Source organism: Delftia sp. NA_296.1, assembly GCF_052692095.1.
Map to the genome: position 1 here is coordinate 391,010 of NZ_JBQZGF010000003.1, position 20,525 is coordinate 411,534.

A 20,525-nucleotide genomic window follows, 5' to 3' on the forward strand; every position below is an offset into this window, starting at 1 on the left:
TTTTCGCGGCGCATTCAACCCATTTGCCTACGGAGTCGCTCACATGCTGACCTCGAATGGTCTGGCGTCGGCCTCTCCAGGCTCCGACGCTCTCTTGCCCCTTGACCCGGGCCACGCCGTTCTGGATGCGTTTCCCGACGCCGTCTTTGTCGTCGGGCTCGACGGCCGTCTGGCCCACTGCAACCGCCAGGCCCGCAGCCTGCTGGACCACTCCGGAGATGCGCTGGAGGGCAGCGTTTTCGAAGAGCGGTTCGTGGCCCAGGCTGCGCGTTCAGGCTGGGCAAGCCGCCAATGGGAGCCTCCTGCCCAGGCCGCACAGCCCCGGCAGGCCAGCTGCTGGCCGCTACTGACCTGTTCAGGGCGCGAGCGGCCCGTGGCTTCGAGCACATCGCGCATACGGCTGCCGGACGGCAGCCCGGCGTTGCTGCTGTGCGTGCGCGAGGCCGATGCGCACCCGCGTGCAGCGCCGCCGCCCCTGTCCAGCCCGCTTTCCAGCGCCGAGCGCAGCTTTGCCTTGCTGGTGCAAAGCGTGACCGACTATGCGATCTACATGCTCGACCCCGAAGGCCGCATCGTGAGCTGGAACCTGGGCGCCAAGCGCATCAAGGGCTATGAGGAGGAGGAGGTCCTCAACACCCATTTCTCGCGCTTTTACACGCCCGAAGACCAGCAGGCCGGGCTGCCCCAGGCGGGGCTGCGCACGGCGGTCAGCACGGGCCGCATGGAGGCCGAAGGCCTGCGCGTGCGCAAGGATGGCTCGCGCTTTTGGGCCTCGGTGGTCATCGATGCCATCTACGATGACGGCCGGCTGATCGGCTTTGCCAAGGTCACCCGCGATGTGACCGAGCGCAAGGCCGCCGAATCCCAGCTGCGCCAGGCCTTGAAGATGGAGGCCATCGGCCGCTTCACGGGCGGCGTGGCCCATGACTTCAACAACCTGCTGATGGCGGTGCTCAGCAGCCTGGAGCTGCTGCGCAAGCGCATGCTGCCCGACGAGCGGCTGCGCGCGCTGGTGGAGACCGCCACGCGCGGCGCTCAGCGTGGCGCCTCGCTGACCCAGCGCATGATGGCCTTTGCGCGGCAGCAGGAATTGAAGACGGAGGCCGTGGACGTGGCGGTGCTGCTGTCGGGCCTGCAAGGTCTGCTGCAGCAGGCGGCCGGCCCGCATATCTTTCTCAAGATGGCCCTGGCCGCCAACCTGCCGCGCATCCTCACCGACCCCAGCCAGTTCGAGAGCAGCATGCTCAACCTCGTCGCCAACTCGCGCGACGCCATGCCGGGCGGCGGCGTCATCAAGATCGCGGCGGCCGTGGAAACGATGCTGCCGCGCCAGCTTGCAGGCCTTGCCGCAGGCTCGTATGTCTGCGTGCGCGTGGAGGACACCGGCGAGGGCATGGACGAGCAGACGCTGTCCCGCGTGGTCGAGCCCTTCTTCACCACCAAGGGCGTGGGCAAGGGCACCGGCCTGGGCCTGGCCATGGTGGACGGGCTGGTGGCCCAATCCGGCGGCAAGCTCGTGCTGCACAGCACACCGGGCAACGGCACCACGGTGGAGATGTGGATGCCCATCTCCAAGGACGAGAGCACGGCCTGCCACCTGGGCGCCCAGCGCACGCAGGACGTGGGACCCATGGACGTGCTGCTGGTGGACGACGACCCGCTGGTGCTGGCCAACGCCTCGGCCCTGCTGGAGGACCTGGGCCACCGTGTCACGGCCCTCGGCGCCGGGCAGGAGGCCATCGACCTGCTGGCGCGCCAGGCACGCTTTGACGTGGTCATCTCCGACTACGCCATGCCCGGCATGAACGGCGTCGAGCTGGCCGAACACATTGCGCAGCGGTATCCAGGCTTGAATTTCATCCTGGCCAGCGGCTTTGCAGACATCCCGGCGCTGCCGCCTGGAATGACGCGGCTGGCCAAGCCGTATTCGCAGGAGGATCTGAGCCAGTTGCTGCATCAGTTGGTGAGGGCGTGAGCACCCATGGAGATGGCCTGCGAAGCGTTTTCGCAAGCCATCACATCAAGATGGCAGGGTGGAGACAATGGCGCGATTGGCCTGCAGGTGGGCTTCAATCGACGCCAATTGCGCGTCGTAATCACTGATGACCTGCTGCGCGGAGGCACTCCGCGGCATCCTTGTTTTTAGAAAAACAAGAACGGGTATGACGATCAAGGAAAGCAGCCACGCTAACGTGAGCGCACGTGTTGATGGCAGGCATCTTGATCTGGTTTTCTGGGGTAATCCAAAGCCAAAGCTGCCCATAGATGCCAAGTCACCCGGCCGTATTCATTGCATGGCCCATGGGTAGCGAGCCGGGCAGCGAGCCGGGCAGTGTAGCGCTGAATGCGGCGGGTTTGACCAGGCTGCATGCGCAGCCGGACCTGCTCCAGTTGTTGCAGCCGTGGGGGAGGGCTCAGACACCTGCCTTCTCGAACAGCCGGCGCAATACCTGCATGGGCAGGAACCTGACCTTTCGCCGTTTCAGTTCCCGCCGGAACAGGCGCTCGCGTTCAATGAAGTTGATCTTGGGTTTCATCTTTTTTTGGGGCTGCAATGGACGAAACGCGCCAATCTACTGGTGAACGCCGCAGCTCCTGTAACACCGTGTCAGCGACGCTTCGGGATTGCCGGTTGCCGGTTGCCGGTTGCCGCTCGGCCCTATGGCCCGCGCCATTGGGCATGCCGCACGCCAAGCTGCAGCTGCTGGATGCGGCGGTGGATGGTGGAGCGGCTGACGCCGAGCTGGCGCGCCGCCTCGGAGACGTTGCCCTGGCATTGGGCCAGCAGTTGCTCCAGCGCCTGTGCGGCGGGCTCGCTGGTGTTGCTGGCCAGGGCGGCGGCGCAGGGTGGGGTGCCGTGCAGTGCGTCGGGCAGGTGGTCGGGCTCGATGGTGCCGTCGCCATCGTTCCCGCACAGGGCTGCGGCGTAGCGCAGCGCGTTGTGCAGCTCGCGCAGATTGCCGGGCCAGGCGTGCGCGGCCAGCAACGCGCGGGCCGCGTCGCCCAGGTGCAGATGGCTGCCCAGCGTGGCCAGCATCTGGTCGGCAATGGCCTGCAGGTCGCTGCGCTGGCGCAGGGCGGGCAGTTGCAGCTCGGCGGCATTGAGGCGGTAAAGCAGGTCTTCGCGGAAGCTGCCGCGCCGCACCAACTCGGCCAGCGGCCGGTGCGAGGCCGAGATGACGCGAACGGACACGGCCCGTGGCGCGCGGGCGCCCAGCGGGGTGATTTCGGATTCGGACAGGACACGCAGCAGCTTGGCTTGCAGGGCCAGTGGCATATCGCCGATCTCGTCGAGGAACAGCGTGCCTTCGTGTGCCGCGGCGATCAGGCCCTCGCGGCCCTTGCTGGCGCCGCCGGTCCAGGTGCCGGGCAGGTAGCCGAACAGCTCGCTTTCCAGCAGCGCCTCGGGAATGGCCGCGCAGTTGATGGCGACGAAGGCGCCGCTGCGGCCGCTGCTGGCATGCAGCGCGCGGGCCAGGTATTCCTTGCCTGCGCCGGTCTCCCCTTGCACCAGGATGGGCAGCGTTTGCGGCGCGAGCCGTGCGGCCTTGCGCAGCAGCGTCTGCAGCTTGGCATCGCCCGTGTCCAGCGCCTGCAGCGCTGCCGGCAGCGGGGGCTGCGCCGGCGTTGCCTGCGCGCGCAGGCGGCGTGTCGGGCGCTGTGGCTCCATGGCATGGGCGAAGAGGATGCTGCCGTCGCGGGCGCGGATGATGCGCTCCTGCGCCGGGCGATGGCGGCGCAGCTCGGGAAGGTGGCGCAGGTCCACGTCGAAGAAGCGCTCCAGCGGCTGGCCGATGAGCTTGTGGCGCTGGCGCCAGTCCAGCTGCGCGGCGGCCACCAGCAGGCGGGCGCCTGCGTGGGTCATGGCGCGGATGCGGCCCCGTGCGTCCACGCTGATGGAGGCGTCGGGATCGACGTCGAGGAAATCGGGCGACTGCGCCAGGCGCACCACCCAGTCCTGGCCGGACTGGGCCATCAGGTTGGCCTGCTCCACGCGCCGCGCGGCGGCCACGACGAGGTTCAGCGCCAGGTTCTGGCTGGCCCGCTCGGCAGGCGAGCGCAGCAGCGACAGGTCCAGCACCGCAGCGAGTTCGCCGTGCATGTCGTAGATGGGCGCGGCCGTGCAGGACAGGCCGGTGTGGGTGAAGTCGAAATGGTCGCTCTGGTGCACGGTCAGCGCCTCGCCCGTTTCCAGGCAGGCGCCCACGGCCGAGGTGCCCGAGTGGTCCTCGCGCCACTGCGCGCCCAGGTACAGGCCTGCGCGGCGCAGGTCGCCAGCGTCGGCCTCGTGCCCGAGGAAGTCCACGGCCACGCCGTGCCGGTCCGCCAGCAGCAGCACGTAGTCCAGGCCCTTGAGCTGCTGGTACAGCCGCTCCAGCGCATGGCGGGCGATGTGGATCAGCGGCTCGGATTCCTCGCGGTGCGCGCGCAGCTGGCCGTCGGTCACGATGTGGGCTTCGCTGGTATGCGCCGGGTCAAGCCGGTGGGAGTCGATGCAGCGGCGCCAGCTGCGCAGCACGGCGCGGTCGCGCTCTTGGCCGCGGTTGGAGTAGCCGAGGCCGAAGGCTTCGATTTCCTGGATGTGCGAGGCGTAGGACTGCAGGGGCATGGCGTGGAGTCGATGCGGGCTTTGAACGTGCCGCAGACGATTCTGTGCCCTGTGCGGCGCAGCGCCAATCAAGACTTACCCACTGCCCCTGCTGCGCTGCAGCACGCCTGGTGCGACAGGTGTCGCAGGGCTGCCCCACCTGTCGCGGGCGGCAACGCCGGGCAGCGGGGTGCAAGGCGCAGGGTTTGTACCGGAGGCGCGCAGGCAACCCCTTGATTTGCCTGGTGCATCCTGCCGCCGGGCCTGCCTGGCATGGTGATTGCGTAAGAGGGCCTGCCCGAAGAAAAACCAGCGGGCATGACCGCATCAAGGAGACAACCATGACCGATACGACGCCCAACGCCCGCGCCAAGGCGCTGCTTGACCAACTCAACCATGCCCTGGGAGACCGCGACTTCGCGGCCGCCAGCCGCCTGTTCGCCGATGAATGCTATTGGCGCGACCTGGTGCTGCTGACCTGGAACATCAAGACCATGGAAGGGCGCAGCCAGATCGCCGACATGCTGGCTGCGCAGCTGGACGCCGCGGCGCCCGTGCGCTTTTCGCTGGACGAGCGCGAGGCGGTGGAGGAGGCCGATGGCGTGGTGTCCGCCTGGATCGTGATCGATACGCGCCATGCGCGCGGCGGCGGCCATGTCCGCATCAGGGACGGACGCATCTGGACGCTGCTGACGGCCGCCCAGGAGCTCAAGGGCCATGAGGAACCCATGGGCACGCGCCGCCCGATGGGGGCCGAGCACGGCATCCGGCGTGGCCGCCAGACCTGGCTGGAGCGCCGCCAGCAGGAGGCCCAGGAGCTGGGCCGTGACAAGCAGCCTTTCGTGCTCGTCATCGGCGGCGGCCAGGGCGGCATTGCGCTGGGCGCGCGGCTGCGCCAGCTGGGGGTATCGCATATCGTCATCGACCGCCAGGCGCGCCCTGGCGACCAGTGGCGCAACCGCTATAAATCGCTGTGCCTGCACGACCCGGTCTGGTACGACCACCTGCCATACATGCCTTTCCCGGACAACTGGCCCGTGTTCGCGCCCAAGGACAAGATCGGCGACTGGCTGGAGATGTACACCAAGGTGATGGAGGTCAACTACTGGCCCTCCACCGATTGCCTGAACGCCCGCTTCGATGAGGACAGGCAGGAATGGGAAGTCACCGTGGAGCGCAACGGCGAGACGCAGGTGCTGCGCCCCAGGCATGTGGTATTCGCCACCGGCATGTCGGGCAAGGCGAATGTGCCCAAGATCAAGGGCCAGGACGTCTTCAAGGGCGAGCAGCAGCACTCGTCCCAGCACCATGGACCGGACGCCTACGCCGGCAAGAAGGTGGTGGTGATCGGTGCCAACAATTCAGCGCATGACATCTGCGCGGCCCTGTGGGAGCACGGCGCCGATGTGACCATGGTGCAGCGCTCGTCCACGCACATCGTGCGCTCCGATTCGCTGATGGACATCGGCCTGGGCGACCTGTACTCGGAGCGCGCCGTGGCCAGCGGCGTGACGACCAGGAAGGCGGACCTGATCTTCGCCTCGCTGCCCTACCGCATCATGGCCGACTTCCAGGTGCCGGTGTACAACCGCATCCGCGAGCGCGACGCGGACTTCTACCGCAAGCTAGAGGCGACCGGCTTCATGCTGGACTTCGGTGATGACGACTCCGGCCTTTTCATGAAGTACCTGCGCCGCGCCTCGGGCTACTACATCGACGTGGGGGCCTGCGATCTGGTGATCGACGGCAGCATCAAGCTGCAGGCGGGCAAGCAGATCAGCCACCTGTCGGAAAACGCGGTGGTGCTGGCCGATGGCACCGAGCTGCCGGCGGACCTGGTGGTCTACGCCACGGGCTATGGCTCCATGAACGGCTGGGTGGCCGACCTGATCAGCCAGGAGGTGGCAGACAAGGTGGGCAAGGTCTGGGGCCTGGGCTCGGACACCACCAAGGACCCGGGACCGTGGGAGGGTGAGCAGCGCAACATGTGGAAGCCCACGCAGCAAGAGGCGCTGTGGTTCCACGGCGGCAACCTGCACCAGTCGCGCCACTATTCGCTGTACCTGGCGCTGCAGCTCAAGGCGCGGCAGGAAGGCCTGCCAGTGCGTGTCTATGACCTGCAGCAAGTTCATCACCTGCGGTAAGGCCGAATAATCGCCATGGGGCGGCTGTGCCGCCCGCCAACCCAGCCTTGCAAAACAGAAAGTTCAATCATGAAAGCAGCACGTTTCTACGACCGGGGCGACATCCGCATCGAAGACATACCCGAACCCGTGGTGGAGCCCGGCACCGTGGGCATCGAGGTGGCCTGGTGCGGCATCTGCGGCACGGATTTGCATGAGTTCATGGAAGGGCCGATCTTCATTCCGCCCTGCGGCCATCCGCACCCCATCTCGGGCGAGTCCGCACCCATCACCATGGGGCACGAGTTCTCCGGCGTGGTGTACGCCGTGGGTGCGGGCGTCGACGATATCAAGGTCGGTCAGCACGTCGTGGTGGAGCCCTACATCGTGGCCGACGACGTGCCCACGGGGCCGGGCGACCACTACCACCTGTCCAAGGACATGAATTTCATCGGCCTGGGCGGGCGCGGCGGCGGGCTGTCCGAGCGGATTGCGGTCAAGCGCCGCTGGGTGCACCCGATCTCCAATGCCATTCCACTGGACCAGGCCGCGCTGATCGAGCCGCTGTCCGTGGGCCACCATGCCTATACCCGCAGCGGTGCCAAAGCGGGTGATGTGGCGCTGGTCGGCGGCGCAGGCCCCATAGGCCTGCTGCTGTCCGCCATCCTGAAGGCCAAGGGCCTGACGGTGGTCATCACCGAACTGAGCGCCAAGCGCAAGCAGAAGGCGCGTGAATCGGGCGTGGCCGATCACATCCTCGACCCCTCCGAAGTGGACGTGGTGGCCGAGGTGATGAAGCTCACCGGTGGCAAGGGCGTGGATGTGTCGTTCGAATGCTCCAGCGTGAACAAGGTGCTGGACACGCTGGTGGCGGTGACGAAGGCCACGGGCGTGGTGGTGATCGTGTCCATCTGGAGCCATCCGGCCACCATCAACGTGCACAGCGTGGTCATGAAGGAGCTGGACGTGCGCGGCACCATTGCCTACTGCAACGACCACCAGGAAACCATCAAGCTGGTCGAGGAGGGCAAGATCAACCTCGAGCCCTTCATCACCCAGCGCATCCAGCTCGATGACCTGGTGGCGCAGGGCTTTGACACGCTGATTCACAACAACGAATCGGCGGTGAAGATCATCGTGCAGCCACGGCTCAGGTAGGCCGGGCGGCAGGCCTGAATCGAACCCGCTGCGATCAGGAGCGGGTTCACCCGATTCCTGTCGTGCGGTCACACGCTGCACAAAGAAAAAAGCCCTTGATTGAATCAATCAAGGGCTTAGATCATTTTGGCGGAGAGGGCGGGATTCGAACCCGCGGTGGGGATTAGCCCACACACGCTTTCCAGGCGTGCGACTTAAACCGCTCATCCACCTCTCCGAAGACCGCGATTCTAGCATCGATTTTTGGGGGCGGCGGCGAAGTTGCCTGCCTGCGTGATCGGCATGCCTTGGACGGCTGGCACTTGCGGCATGGCCCGCACCTGCGCCTGCAGCCACGTGCACAGGGTGTCGAGCCGGGCAGGCGCGGCGGTGCTGCGGCGCAGTGCCAGGTAGCGGTAGCCGGAGGCCCTGAAGCCGAAGGGTGCCAGCAGGCGGCCGGCCTGCACGTCGTCCATCACCAGGTGCCAGGGAGCAACGGCTGCACCCAGGCCGCGCAGCGCCGCTTCCAGCGTGAAGTAGTAGTGCTCGTAGACGGGGCCTGCCGCTGCGGGCGGGGCCATGTCCATGGAGGCGGCCCACAGGTCCCAGGCATCGCGCCGGCCGCGCGTGTGCAGCAAGGGGAGGCTGGCCAGGTCCTGGGGCCGCGCGACAAGCCCGGCCATTGCGGGGGACATCACGGGGCCCAGGTATTCGTCGAAAAGCGGCAGGGCCATCTCGTCGTCTGCAATGGCCTGGCCGCTGTTGCCGCTGCTGTCGGTGGGGATGGCCGTGATGAGCAGGTCGCAGCCTTCGCGTGCAGCGTCGGTGCCGGTGTCCGTGGTGCGCAGGCGCACCTCGATGCCGGGGTGGTGCGCGTGGAAGTCGAACAGCCGGGGGATCAGCCATTTGACGGTGAAGGTGCTGAAGCAGGCCACGTCCAGCGGGCCTTCGTGGGCGTCGCCCAGGCTGCGCACCGCCTCATGGATCTGCTCGAAGGCCTGGGTGAGCGCGGGCTGCAGGGTGCGCGCCGCTGCGGTGAGCGTGGGGCGGGCCTTGGTGCCAGCGAACAGCGCCAGGCCCAGGTGCTGCTCCAGCTGCCGTACCTGGCGGCTGACGGCGCCGGGTGAGACGCACAGCTCGTCTGCCGCCGCTGTCATGCGGCCCAGGCGTGCGGCAGCTTCAAAGGCGCGCAGGGCGGCCAGCGGGGGCAGGCGGCGGGTCAGGGGTCGGGTCATGGCGCGGGTGGAGGCTATGTGAGTTCCAGGTACATAGAACCGGCCGAATCATCGCTTTTCAGGCAATGGGCCGGTGGATAGATTTGCCGCTTCGGCCGGCAATTCCTGCGTGGATTCTGGCCGGACTCTCCCTCTCCATTCGATCCCAAAGCACATAGCACCATGCCCTTCGTCCACACCTATCTGCCCCAGTCCACCTCCACTTCTCAGCGCGATGCCGTCGTGCAGGGCATCCACCAGGCGCTGGTGCAAGGCATCGGCATGCCCGAGGACGAGCTGTTCAACATGGTGCACCCGTACGCTCCCGGGCAGTTCGCGTTCAGCCGCAGTTTCAACGGGGTAGCGCGTTCGGATGCGGTGGTGGTGGTCGAGATCACCATGCGGCGCGGACGCAGCGATGCGATGAAGAAGGCCTTGTATGCGGCCATTGCGCGCAACCTGCACGAGGGGGCCGGGGTTGCGCCGGCCGATGTGTTCATCTTCATGCATGAGAACGACTACTCGGACTGGTCCGTGGGCCATGGGCGCTTCGCCATGGCACTGGTGCAGCAGACCGGCGCGCAATGAAAAACGGGCCGCGATGGCCCGTTCTTCGTGGGGTTCCGGCGGATCTCAGCTGGTGCGCTGCCCGGTCTGGATCATCTTCATGGCCGAGGTGATCAGGCTCGATACCTCGGTCATGTTGCTGGGAACGATCAAGGTGGTGGTGGCGTCCGATGCCACCTGGCTGTAGGCCTCGACGGCCTTTTCGGCCACCTTGAGCTGCACGGCCTGTTCGCCGCCGGGCTGGCGGATGGCGTTGGCCACGCGTTCGATGGCCTGGGCGGTGGCGTCGGCCACGGCCTTGATGGATTCGGCCTCGCCCTGGGCCTTGTTGATGACGGCTTGCTTCTCGCCTTCGGAGCGTGCGATGAAGGCTTCGCGCTCGCCGGTGGCGATGTTGATCTGTTCCTGGCGGCGGCCTTCGGAGGCGGCGATCAGGGCGCGCTTTTCGCGTTCGGCCGTGATCTGGGCCTGCATGGAGCGCAGGATTTCGGCCGGCGGCGTCAGGTCCTTGATTTCATAGCGCAGCACCTTCACGCCCCAGTTGAGCGCGGCCTCGTCGATGGCGGAGACCACCTGGGCATTGATCATGTCGCGCTCCTCGAAGGTCTTGTCCAGCTCGAGCTTGCCGATCACGCTGCGCAGCGAGGTCTGGGCCAGCTGGGTGACGGCCATGATGTAGTTGGACGAGCCGTAGCTGGCGCGCATGGGGTCGGTGACCTGGAAGTAGAGGATGCCGTCCACCTGCAGCTGGGTGTTGTCGCGCGTGATGCAGACCTGGCTGGGCACATCCAGTGGGATTTCCTTGAGGCTGTGCTTGTAGGCCACGCGGTCCACGAAGGGCACGAGGAAGTTCAGGCCCGGCGTGAGCGTGCCGGCGTACTTGCCAAGGCGTTCCTTGACCCAGGCGTGCTGCTGGGGCACGACCTTGACGGATCGTGCGATGAAGATGGCCGCGATGACGGCGATGACGATGGCGATTTCCATGGTGTCTCCAAGCCCGGAGGGCATTCAGTGAAACAAGAGAGTGAGGCGAAGGGGCGCGAGGACTGCATCCCCAGGTGTGCGCAAGAGGTACAGCGGTGGCTCAGAGCTTGTCCACGAGCAGCCGGTTGCCGACGACCTCGGCCACGCGGTGCATGCCGGCCGAGGGCAGGTTGCCCGGGCGGCCGATCACGGTCCATTGGGCGCCACGGTAGCGGACCTGGGCCGTGCCGTCGGAATTCCATTGCTCGACCATGACGGACTCGCCTATGTCGAGGTTGACATCGCGGTTGCTCGATGCCGGCTGGCGGCTGGGCTGGCGGCGGCGCACCAGATAGCAGGCCAGCACGAAGGCGCTGCCCAGCGCGGCGGCGATGATGATCTGTGCAATGGGCGCCAGGCCCGCATGCGCGCACAGCGCGCCGACGATGGCGCCCAGCGCCAGCATCAGCAGATAGAAGCTGCCGGTCAGCAGCTCGGCGATGACCAAGGCGCCGGCGACTAGCCACCAGATGGTGGAATATTCCATGCGTGAGACTCCCTTTGTGACAGTTGCTTGTGTTTAGTGCAGCACATTCTGGGTGAAAATCCGCACGCTTCAAAGGCGCAATAAGGATATTCCTTACACTTCGCGCCTGTTTCGTTTTTTGGCCCGCTCAGGTTACGGAGGCTGCCCCCATGAAGTTTCGCTTTCCCATCGTCATCATCGACGAGGACTACCGCTCCGAGAACACCTCGGGCCTGGGCATCCGCGCCCTGGCCCAGGCCATCGAGGAAGAAGGTTTCGAGGTGCTGGGCGTGACCAGCTACGGCGACCTGTCGCAATTCGCGCAGCAGCAAAGCCGGGCCAGTGCCTTCATTCTGTCCATCGATGACGAGGAGTTCTCGCTGGGCGATGGCGGAACCGATCCCGTGATCCACAGCCTGCGCAGCTTCATCGGCGAAGTGCGCCGCAAGAACGCCGATGTGCCGATCTACATCTACGGCGAGACCAAGACCAGCCGCCACCTGCCCAACGACATCCTGCGCGAGCTGCACGGCTTCATCCACATGTTCGAGGATACGCCGGAGTTCGTGGCCAAGCACATCATCCGCGAAGCCAAGAGCTACCTGGAAGGCGTGCAGCCGCCGTTCTTCAAGGCGCTGCTGGACTATGCGGAAGACGGCTCCTACAGCTGGCACTGCCCCGGTCACTCGGGCGGCGTGGCCTTCCTGAAAAGCCCCGTGGGCCAGATGTACCACCAGTTCTACGGCGAGAACATGCTGCGCGCTGACGTGTGCAACGCGGTGGAGGAGCTGGGCCAATTGCTGGACCACAACGGCGCCATCGGCGAGAGCGAGCGCAATGCCGCCCGCATCTTCAATGCCGACCATTGCTACTTCGTGACCAACGGCACGTCCACGTCGAACAAGATCGTGTGGCACCACGCCGTGGCGCCCGGCGACGTGGTGGTGGTGGACCGCAACTGCCACAAGTCCATCCTGCACTCCATCATCATGACGGGTGCGATTCCGGTGTTCCTCAAGCCCACGCGCAACCACTTCGGCATCATCGGCCCGATCCCGCAAAGCGAGTTCTCGGTGGAGTCCATCCAGGCCAAGATCGCGGCCAATCCGCTGCTCAAGGGCGTGGATGCCAAGACGGTCAAGCCGCGAGTGCTGACGCTGACGCAGTCCACCTACGACGGCGTGCTCTACAACACCGAGACCATCAAGAGCATGCTGGACGGCTATGTGGCCAACCTGCACTTCGATGAGGCCTGGCTGCCGCACGCTGCCTTCCACCCGTTCTATGGCAGCTACCACGCCATGGGCAAGAAGCGCGCGCGCCCCAAGCACTCGGTGGTGTATGCCACGCAGTCCATCCACAAGCTGCTGGCCGGCATCAGCCAGGCCTCGCATGTGCTGGTGCAGGACAGCCAGACCGAAAAGCTGGACCACCACCTGTTCAACGAGGCGTACCTGATGCACACCTCGACGAGCCCGCAGTACAGCATCATCGCCAGCTGCGACGTGGCCGCCGCGATGATGGAGCCGCCCGGCGGCACGGCCCTGGTGGAGGAGTCCATTCTGGAAGCGCTGGACTTCCGCCGCGCCATGCGCAAGGTGGAGGACGAGTTCGGCGACGACGACTGGTGGTTCGAGGTCTGGGGTCCCGAGAAGCTGGCCGATGAAGGCGTGGGCTCGGCCCAGGACTGGATCATCCGCGGCCATGACGCGGCGCCCAAGCGCTCCAAGGCCAAGAACGGCAAGGAGTTCGACAACTGGCACGGCTTCGGCGAGCTGGCCGACGGCTTCAACATGCTGGACCCGATCAAGTCCACCATCGTGACGCCGGGCCTGGACCTGGACGGCGATTTCTCGGACACGGGCATCCCCGCCTCCATCGTGACCAAGTACCTGGCCGAGCACGGCGTGGTGGTGGAGAAGACGGGCCTGTACTCGTTCTTCATCATGTTCACCATCGGCATCACCAAGGGCCGCTGGAACACCATGCTGACGGCGCTGCAGCAGTTCAAGGACGACTACGACCGCAACCAGCCGCTGGCGCGCATCCTGCCCGAGTTCTGCCAGCAGCACCGCCGCTACGAGCGCATGGGCCTGCGCGACCTGTGCCAGCACGTGCACCAGCTGTACGCCAAGTACGACATCGCCCGCCTGACGACCGAGATGTACCTGTCGGACCTGCAGCCCGCCATGAAGCCCACCGATGCCTACGCCCACATCGCGCAGCGCAAGACCGAGCGCGTGGAGATCGACCACCTGGAAGGCCGCATCACCGTGGGCCTGGTCACGCCGTACCCGCCCGGCATTCCGCTGCTGATTCCCGGCGAAGTGTTCAACCGCAAGATCGTGGACTACCTGCTGTTTGCGCGCGAGTTCGCCAAGGAGTGCCCAGGCTTCGAGACCGACATCCACGGCCTGGTGGAACTGCAAAGCGAAGATGGCGAAGTGCGCTACTACGCTGACTGCGTGGCCGGGACCGCGCCGGCCCGCAAGACGCCGGCAGGTGGCAAGCCTGCTGCGAAGAAGGCCGTGAAGACTGCAGCCAAGCCTGCGGCCAAGGCAGCCGCCAAGACAGTTGCCAAGGCAGCCGCGAAACCGGCAGCCAAGCCGGCCGCCAAGGTTGCCAAGGCCGCCGCGGTCAAGGCGCCTGCCAAGCGCCCCGCAGCGCGCAAGGCGCAGCCGGCCGCGCCTGAAGTCGGCACGGCAGCCAAGCCTGCGCGTGGCCGCAAGATGGTGCAGGTGGGGGACGATGGTCCCTTCGGCCGCACGATCTGATCGCCGGGCCGGCTGACGGCCCATAAAAAAGCGCGGGTCCCGAAAGGGGCTCCGCGCCTTTTTCATTGCGCCGCTGCGGCGTTGTTGTTCCGTGGTCACTCCAGGCGTATCTTTGCGTCGCGGATCAGCGCGGCCCAGTCGGTCTGTTCCTTGAGCAGGTATTGGGCCGCATCCTGGATGCTGCCGCCCAGGGCCGTGCTGCCCTCGGCCTGCAGTTGCTGCTGAACGGCGGGCTGCTGCAGGGCTGCGTTCACGGCGGTGTTCATCTTCTGCACGATGGCAGCCGGCGTGCCCTTGGGCGCGACGATGAGCTTCCAGTCCACGGCCTCGAAGCCTGCATAGCCCGACTCGGCCACGGTGGGCACCTCGGGCAGGATGGGCAGGCGCTTGGCCGAGGTCACGGCCAGGGCGCGCAGCTTGCCGCCCTTGAGTAGCGGATAGACGGCCTGGGGCGTGCCGAACATGTAGTGCGTCTGCTTGCCCAGCAGGTCGGTCACGGCCGGCGCTGCGCCCTTGTAGGGCACGTTCAGCACCTGGATGCCGGCCTTGAAGGCCAGCATCTCGCCGGCCAGGTGGCCTACCGTGCCCGTCGATGCCAAGCCCTGGCGGATGCCGCCCGGGTCGGCCTTGGCGGCCTTGACCAGGTCCTGCACCGACTTCCATGGCGAGTCCTGCGGCACGACCAGCACCGTGGGCTGGGCAGCGACCAGGGCCACGGGGATCAGGTCGGTGCGCGGGTTGAAGGGCATGCTGGGCAGCAGGGCGGGGTTGATGGCGAGGTTGGCGGTCTGGCCCATGCCGAAGGTATAGCCATCCGGCGCGGACTTGGCCACTGCATCCAGGCCGATGTTGCCGCCCGCGCCGGGCTTGTTGTCCACGACCACGGTCCATTTGTTCAGCGTGCCCACGCGCTCGCTGATCTGGCGCGCGACCGCGTCCGTGCCGCCGCCCGGCGTGTAGGGCACGACCATGCGCACGGCGCGTGAGGGCCAGTGGTCGGGCTGGGCCTGGGCCGCCAGCGGGAGCAGGGCGGCAGCCAATGCGGGCAGGGCGCACAGCAGCAACTGGCGGCGCTGGGCGGAACAAGGGCGGGCCTGGGTCTGTGCCTGTGTCCGGTTTTGGGCGGTCGGGTTGCGGTGGATGGCGGGCATGGTGTTGTCTCCGGGAATTTTGGGAAAAGGCCTCCCCGCCGGGCGCGTGGCAAGCGTCGTCCGGTAAGGGGTGGATGGGATGGAAGGGCGCCGCGCGCCGGGTGGACGGCGGCGCCTTCAGTGGCTCAGCCTGGCGTCAGTGGGAAGCCTTGGCGTGGCTGTCGGTGGCGTCGCCCCGGGCCAGGGCCAGGGCCTGCTCGCTGCTGTAGCCCAGGGCGGTGAGGATCTCCAGGCTGTGCTCGCCCAGGCGCGGTGGCGACAGGCGCACATCCAGGCGCTTGCCGTCCAGCGTGAAGGGCAGCAGCACGGTCTTGGTCTCGCGGCCATCGGGCAGGGTGATGGGGGCCAGCGCGCCCGTGGCGTTCAGGTGCGGGTCTTCCAGCAGGTCCTGCGGGCGTGCGATGGGCGCGAAGGGCAGGCCGTTCTTCTCGAAGATCTCCGCAATGTGGGCGGCGCTGTGCGGGGCCATCTTCTCGCGCAGCAGCGGCATCAGCCAGCTGCGCGCCAGCACGCGGTCGTTGTTGCTGCCAAGGCGCGGATCGTCGCGCAGCTCGCCCAGGCCGAAGGCGTCGCAGAACAGGCGCCAGGCGCCATCGCTGACCACGGCCAGGAAGATCTGCTCGCCGTCCCGGACTTCGAACACGTCGTAGATGGCCCAGGCCGAGATGCGTGCCGGCATGGGCGCGGCCGGCTTGCCGGTGACGGCGAACTGCATCATGTGCTGGGCGACCAGGAAGATGTTGTTCTCGAACAGCGCGCTTTGCACTTCCTGGCCGCGCCCGGTCTTCTCGCGCTGGGCCAGGGCGGCCATCGCGCCCATGGCGCCGAACATGCCGCCCATGATGTCGTTGACGCTGGCGCCTGCGCGCAGCGGGTCGCCGGGGCGGCCCGTCATGTAGGCCAGGCCTCCCATCATCTGCACCACTTCGTCCAGCGCCGTGCGGTGCTCGTAGGGGCCGGGCAGAAAGCCCTTGTGGCTCACGTAGATGAGGCGCTCGAAGCGGTCCTTGAGGCTGTCGTAGTCCAGGCCCAGCTTGCGCATGGTGCCGGGCTTGAAGTTCTCGCAGACCACGTCGGCCGTGGCGATCAGGCGCAGCGCGGCCTGCTTGCCTTCCTCGGTCTGCAGGTCCAGCGTCAGGCTTTTCTTGTTGCGGTTGAACAGCGGGAAAAAGCCCGAGCCCGAGCCCAGCAGCTTGCGCGTGGCATCGCCGTCGCGGCCGTGGCCCACGGGCTCGATCTTGATGACTTCGGCGCCCAGGTCGGCCAGCATCATGCCGCAGGACGGGCCCATGACCATGTGGGTGAACTCGACCACGCGTATTCCTGCGTAGGGCAGTGGCGTGGCCTGGCCTGAGGCCGTGTCGGGGGAGTTGGGTTGGCTCATGGAAAAACGGTGAATGAATGTGGGGGTTGTCGCTGCGGCTCAGGCCGGTGCGTAGATGCGGGGCACAAAGCCCTTGGGCAGGCCGGCCAGCGGCGTCATGCCGTGCAGCTCCTCACCGGGCAGGCCTGCGGCCAGCGGCTGGCGGGCGGCGATCAGGCGATCGATGTCCACGCCGGTGCGGATGCCCATGGCCTCGAACATGAAGACCAGGTCTTCGGTGACCACGTTGCCCGAGGCGCCGGGCGCATACGGGCAGCCGCCCAGGCCGGCCAGCGAGGCATCGAAGGTGCGCACGCCAGCCTCGTAGGCGGCCAGGCAGTTGGCCAGGCCCAGGCCGCGCGTATTGTGCATGTGGGCCGCGCCTGCATGTTCGCCCAGCTCGGCGCGCAGCCGTGTGAACAGGCGCCGCACCTGGGCCGGGTTGGCCATGCCCGTGGTGTCGGACAGGCCCGATTCATCGGCGCCCGCCGCCACGCAGGCCAGGGCCAGTGCAATCACTTCGTCCTCGGGCACCAGCCCCTGCAGCGTGCAGCCGAAGGCCGTGGAGATGCCCGCCTCGATCAGGGCCTGCGGCGCGATCTCGTCGCGCAGCGCGGCAATGGCCCGCACCTCGTCCACCATCTGCATGGGCGTCTTGCGTACATTGGCCATGGAGTGCGCGGGGCTGGCCGAGACGGGCAGCGTGACCTTGTGGGCGCCGGCGCGCAGCGCGGCCTCGGCGCCGCGCAGATTGGGGGCCAGGGCCATCACGGTGACGCCGGGCAGGGTGATGGCCTGGGCGACCACCTCGGCCGCGTCGGCCATCTGCGGCAGCAGCTTGGGCGAGACGAAGGAGCCGACTTCGATCTCCTGCAGGCCTGCATGGGCCAGCGCGGCGATCCAGGCCAGCTTGTGCGCCGTGGACATGGTGGAGGCCACGGACTGCAGGCCATCGCGCGGGCCGACTTCGCTGATGAGTACGTCAAAACGGTGGGAGGACATGGGCAGTTGCATCCGGTGGTGGGTGTCGATGGTGGCGGATTCACCTGTTGACATCGGGGTTCTGTGTGGTTCTAATAGATAGAACTACATTCTCTCTATTGAAATATTCCCTGCTGCACGCGCCATCGTCAAGCCTGCGTGCCTGGGGTTTTCCCTTGGGTGCCTTTTTATGCCTCGCAAATCAGTGACGGAATCGGTGGCCGACGAGAATGCCGCGCCGGGCGGCGTGGCGGCCGTGGACAGGGCCTTGAGCCTGCTGGCAGCGTTTCGCGACGGCGACGACGGGCTGACGCTGGCCCAGTTGTCGGAGCGCACGCGCCTGTACAAGAGCACCGTGCTGCGGCTGCTGGCCTCGCTGGAGCATGGCGGCTGGGTGCTGCGCATGGATGACGGCCGCTACGCCGTGGGCCCGGCCGTGGCGCGGCTGAACACCGTCTATGCCCGGCATTTCTCGCTGGACAGCGTGGTCATGCCCGTGCTGCGCACCCTGGTGCAGGCCACGGGCGAAAGTGCGGCCTACCACGTGCGCCAGGGCCAGGACCGGCTGTGCCTGTACCGCGTGGATTCGCCCCATCCCGTGCGCGACCACGCACGCACGGGCGATCTGCTGCCGCTGGGCCAGGGCGCAGGCGGGCGCGTGCTGTCCGCGTTCGATGCTGAGCTGTACGCCGCATCGCGCGGCGGCAGCCGCACGCAGCTGGCCCGTGTGCGTGCCGATGGCTACTGCGCCATGGTGGGAGACAGGCACCGCGAGATCGCCGGGATTTCGGCCCCCGTGTTCAAGCGCGATGGGGAATTGGCAGCGGCGCTGACACTGACCATGCCAGCCCACCGCTATGAAGAGCGCCACGCCCGCCATGTGCTGGCGGCGGCGCGGGAACTGGGGCTTTTGCTACCCTGAGCCAGGAGGCGTGTGCGGTGCGTGGACTCAGCCCAGGGCCGTGTCCAGCACCATCATCAGCACGAAGCCCAGCATGAGGCCGCCCGTGGCAAAGGCTTCATGGCCCTTGCGGTGCGACTCGGGAATGATTTCGTGGCTGATCACGAACAGCATGGCGCCCGCTGCAAAGCCCAGGCCCCAGGGCAGCATGGCTGCCGAGCCGCTCACGATGGCTGCCCCCAGCACGGCGCCCACGGGCTCCACCAGGCCGGAGGCCATGCCCAGCAACACGGCAAAGCTGCGCTTGTAGCCTGCGGCCAGCAGGGCCACGGCCACCACCAGGCCTTCGGGCACATCCTGTATGGCAATGCCCGTGGCCAGCGCATTGGCGCGCAGTCCGTCGTTGCCCGCATAGCCCACGCCGATGGCCAGGCCTTCGGGCAGGTTGTGCAGGGTGATGGCGAAGACGAACAGCCAGGTGCGCTGCAGCTTGCGCGCGCCTTGCGGGTCCAGGCCTTCGCGGCCCTTGATGAAGTGCTCATGGGGCAGGAGCCTGTCCATGAGCATGAGGGCGGCACCGCCCATCAGGATGGCCGAACCTATGACCCCGCCAGCCGCCCAGCTGCCGCCACCGAACAGTTCCTGGGTGCGCACGGCCTCCAGTCCCGGCAGGATCAGCGAGAAGGCGCAGGCGGCCAGCATGACCCCGGCGCCAAAGCCGAACAGGGTGTCCTGCGTGCGTTCGGACAGGCGCTGGGACAGCATCACGGGCACGGTGCCCAGTGCGGTCGCCAGCGCGGCGGCCGAGCCTCCGGCCAGGGCCTGGAAGACCACCGGATGGTTCTGGGCGTAGGCCCAGAACTGGCTGGTGAGCGCCCAGGCGCCGGCCATCATGATGGCCAGGCCTATCCACAGGCGGATGTTGGACCGTACGCTGGTCTTGGAGCGGAAGCGTTGTGGCAGATCCATGCTGGTCGAGGTCAGAGTTTGGCGTTGCGGACCGTTCAGCCGCGTGCGGCGGCGTAGCGGCGGGCCACTTCGGCCCAGTTGACTACGTTGTAGAACGCCGCGATGTATTCAGGGCGGCGGTTCTGGTACTTGAGGTAGTAGGCGTGTTCCCACACGTCCAGGCCCAGGATGGGGGTGGCGCCGGAGCCGACGCTGGCCATCAGCGGGCTGTCCTGGTTGCCACTGCTTTCCACGGCCAGCTTGCCGTCCTTGCCCACCACCAGCCAGGCCCAGCCGCTGCCAAAGCGCGTGAGCGCGGCCTGGGTGAAGGCGGCCTTGAAGGCATCGAAGCCGCCCAGTTCCCGGTCAATGGCCTGGGCCAGTTCGCCCGAGGGAGCACCGCCGCCGCCCTGGTCCACCGGGGCCATCACGGTCCAGAACAGGCTGTGGTTGGCGTGCCCGCCGCCGTTGTTGCGCACGGCACCGCGAACGCCTTCGGGCAGCAGGGACAGGTCGGCGATCAACTGCTCCACGGGCTGGCTGCCGTGCGGCGTGTCCTTGAGCGCGGCATTCAGGTTGTTCACATAGGCCTGATGGTGCTTGGTGTAGTGGATCTCCATGGTCTGCGCATCGATATGGGGCTCCAGCGCGTCGTAGGCGTAGTTCAGGGGAGGCAGGGTGTAGTTGCTCATGTGGTTTCTTTCAGGGACTACGGGGAAAAATCGGTGCGTTGCGATGTCTGTGCGGCGGCAATCAATGCGCCAGCCGGGGCGGCAGGGCCGTGGCTGTGCAGTCGAAGACGCGGGCCGAGGCCTGAAGCGCCGCATCGATGCGGGGCTGGCTGCCGTGCTGGCGCTGCCACTGCAGCAGGGCTGAATGGGTTTCGCGCATATGGCGCCAGGCGGCGCTGCACACGGCGGCCGCATGGTGGCGCGCATCACCCAGGGCCAGCAGGCCCTGGTGCGCCTCGCACAGGTATTCGATGGCCAGTGCGGGCTGCTGGCGCAATGCCAGCAACTCGGCCAGGTTGTGGTGGGAGACCACCCAGGCGGCCATGCAGTGATCGGCGTGGTCCGCCAGCAGCGGGCCGGTGATGAGGCGCTGCGCCACATGCAGGGCCTTCATCTGCATGGCGAGCGCGCTTTCGATCTGGCCTGCATGGAAATGCCCATGGGCGCGGCGCGCCAGCTGTTCCCATTGATTCAAGGATGCTTCGGAGGGTGCCGGGACGGGAGAGGGCAGACTGAGGTCAGAGGTTGCTTGCATATCTGCTGGCTCCGAGGTTTTCA

General features: G+C 67.1%; 17 protein-coding genes and 1 tRNA gene. 6 read left to right on the plus strand and 12 right to left on the minus strand.

The features are described 5' to 3' along the window. Positions 1–43 precede the first annotated feature (43 nt). Complete coding sequence (locus ACUTR7_RS09665) at positions 44–1,975, plus strand: PAS domain S-box protein (protein ID WP_445608707.1); 1,932 nt, start codon at positions 44–46, stop codon at positions 1,973–1,975. 439 nt (positions 1,976–2,414) lie between these two features. Here the strand turns inward: ACUTR7_RS09665 and ACUTR7_RS09670 are convergent, their stop codons facing one another. Both ACUTR7_RS09670 and ACUTR7_RS09675 read right to left on the minus strand, forming a co-directional pair. Next, complete coding sequence (locus ACUTR7_RS09670) at positions 2,415–2,537, minus strand: hypothetical protein (RefSeq protein WP_013803059.1); 123 nt, start codon at positions 2,535–2,537, stop codon at positions 2,415–2,417. 122 nt (positions 2,538–2,659) lie between these two features. After that, a complete protein-coding gene (locus ACUTR7_RS09675; RefSeq protein WP_445608708.1) occupies positions 2,660–4,609 on the minus strand; it encodes a sigma-54-dependent Fis family transcriptional regulator in 1,950 nt (649 codons plus the stop codon). Between the two features lie 320 nt (positions 4,610–4,929). Here ACUTR7_RS09675 and ACUTR7_RS09680 point away from each other — a divergent pair, with 320 nt between their 5' ends. Next, a complete protein-coding gene (locus ACUTR7_RS09680; protein ID WP_034392119.1) occupies positions 4,930–6,732 on the plus strand; it encodes an NAD(P)/FAD-dependent oxidoreductase in 1,803 nt (600 codons plus the stop codon). A 69-nt stretch (positions 6,733–6,801) separates the two neighbouring features. Continuing rightward, the gene (locus tag ACUTR7_RS09685) at positions 6,802–7,869 is read left to right on the plus strand and encodes a 2,3-butanediol dehydrogenase (RefSeq protein ID WP_013803056.1); all 1,068 of its coding nucleotides are present in this window, start codon (positions 6,802–6,804) and stop codon (positions 7,867–7,869) included. Positions 7,870–7,996: 127 nt separating this feature from the next. On the opposite strand, the gene ACUTR7_RS09690 is transcribed toward ACUTR7_RS09685, so the two are convergent. Further along, positions 7,997–8,086: transfer RNA gene (locus ACUTR7_RS09690), tRNA-Ser, on the minus strand. A 13-nt stretch (positions 8,087–8,099) separates the two neighbouring features. Beyond that, positions 8,100–9,083, minus strand: a complete 984-nt coding sequence (locus ACUTR7_RS09695; RefSeq protein ID WP_445608709.1) for a LysR substrate-binding domain-containing protein — start codon at positions 9,081–9,083, stop codon at positions 8,100–8,102. Positions 9,084–9,245: 162 nt separating this feature from the next. On the opposite strand from ACUTR7_RS09695, the gene ACUTR7_RS09700 reads away from it, so the two are divergent. Further along, positions 9,246–9,650 (plus strand): tautomerase family protein, encoded by a 405-nt coding sequence (locus tag ACUTR7_RS09700; protein WP_012204809.1) that lies wholly within the window; start codon positions 9,246–9,248, stop codon positions 9,648–9,650. Positions 9,651–9,695: 45 nt separating this feature from the next. Here ACUTR7_RS09700 and ACUTR7_RS09705 read toward each other — a convergent pair whose 3' ends face one another. Both ACUTR7_RS09705 and ACUTR7_RS09710 read right to left on the minus strand, forming a co-directional pair. After that, entirely contained in the window at positions 9,696–10,613 is a 918-nt protein-coding gene (locus ACUTR7_RS09705) for an SPFH domain-containing protein (protein WP_012204810.1), read from the minus strand. 100 nt (positions 10,614–10,713) lie between these two features. Then, the gene (locus ACUTR7_RS09710; RefSeq protein ID WP_012204811.1) at positions 10,714–11,139 is read right to left on the minus strand and encodes an NfeD family protein; all 426 of its coding nucleotides are present in this window, start codon (positions 11,137–11,139) and stop codon (positions 10,714–10,716) included. Between the two features lie 149 nt (positions 11,140–11,288). Between ACUTR7_RS09710 and ACUTR7_RS09715 the strand changes: the two genes are divergently transcribed. Next, on the plus strand, positions 11,289–13,892 hold the full coding sequence (locus tag ACUTR7_RS09715; RefSeq protein ID WP_269196862.1) for an arginine/lysine/ornithine decarboxylase: 2,604 nt from the start codon (positions 11,289–11,291) through the stop codon (positions 13,890–13,892). A gap of 95 nt (positions 13,893–13,987) precedes the next feature. On the opposite strand, the gene ACUTR7_RS09720 is transcribed toward ACUTR7_RS09715, so the two are convergent. The 3 genes from ACUTR7_RS09720 to ACUTR7_RS09730 all read right to left on the minus strand — a co-directional run bounded on the left by ACUTR7_RS09720 (position 13,988) and on the right by ACUTR7_RS09730 (position 17,420). Further along, on the minus strand, positions 13,988–15,043 hold the full coding sequence (locus ACUTR7_RS09720) for a Bug family tripartite tricarboxylate transporter substrate binding protein (protein WP_445608710.1): 1,056 nt from the start codon (positions 15,041–15,043) through the stop codon (positions 13,988–13,990). A gap of 136 nt (positions 15,044–15,179) precedes the next feature. After that, a complete protein-coding gene (locus tag ACUTR7_RS09725) occupies positions 15,180–16,427 on the minus strand; it encodes a CaiB/BaiF CoA transferase family protein (RefSeq protein WP_445608711.1) in 1,248 nt (415 codons plus the stop codon). A gap of 39 nt (positions 16,428–16,466) precedes the next feature. Further along, positions 16,467–17,420 (minus strand): hydroxymethylglutaryl-CoA lyase, encoded by a 954-nt coding sequence (locus tag ACUTR7_RS09730; RefSeq protein WP_043781550.1) that lies wholly within the window; start codon positions 17,418–17,420, stop codon positions 16,467–16,469. Between the two features lie 157 nt (positions 17,421–17,577). Between ACUTR7_RS09730 and ACUTR7_RS09735 the strand changes: the two genes are divergently transcribed. Beyond that, positions 17,578–18,309: an IclR family transcriptional regulator gene (locus ACUTR7_RS09735; protein WP_012204816.1), complete on the plus strand. Its 732-nt coding sequence runs from the start codon at positions 17,578–17,580 to the stop codon at positions 18,307–18,309. A gap of 27 nt (positions 18,310–18,336) precedes the next feature. On the opposite strand, the gene ACUTR7_RS09740 is transcribed toward ACUTR7_RS09735, so the two are convergent. The 3 genes from ACUTR7_RS09740 to ACUTR7_RS09750 form a co-directional block, all read right to left on the minus strand. Then, a complete protein-coding gene (locus ACUTR7_RS09740) occupies positions 18,337–19,257 on the minus strand; it encodes a ZIP family metal transporter (protein WP_012204817.1) in 921 nt (306 codons plus the stop codon). Positions 19,258–19,292: 35 nt separating this feature from the next. Beyond that, the gene (locus ACUTR7_RS09745; protein WP_445608712.1) at positions 19,293–19,928 is read right to left on the minus strand and encodes a superoxide dismutase; all 636 of its coding nucleotides are present in this window, start codon (positions 19,926–19,928) and stop codon (positions 19,293–19,295) included. 61 nt (positions 19,929–19,989) lie between these two features. Beyond that, positions 19,990–20,442 carry a hypothetical protein gene (locus ACUTR7_RS09750; RefSeq protein ID WP_445608713.1) on the minus strand — a complete coding sequence of 151 codons (453 nt, stop codon included), beginning with the start codon at positions 20,440–20,442 and terminating at the stop codon, positions 19,990–19,992. Positions 20,443–20,525: the final 83 nt, after the last annotated feature.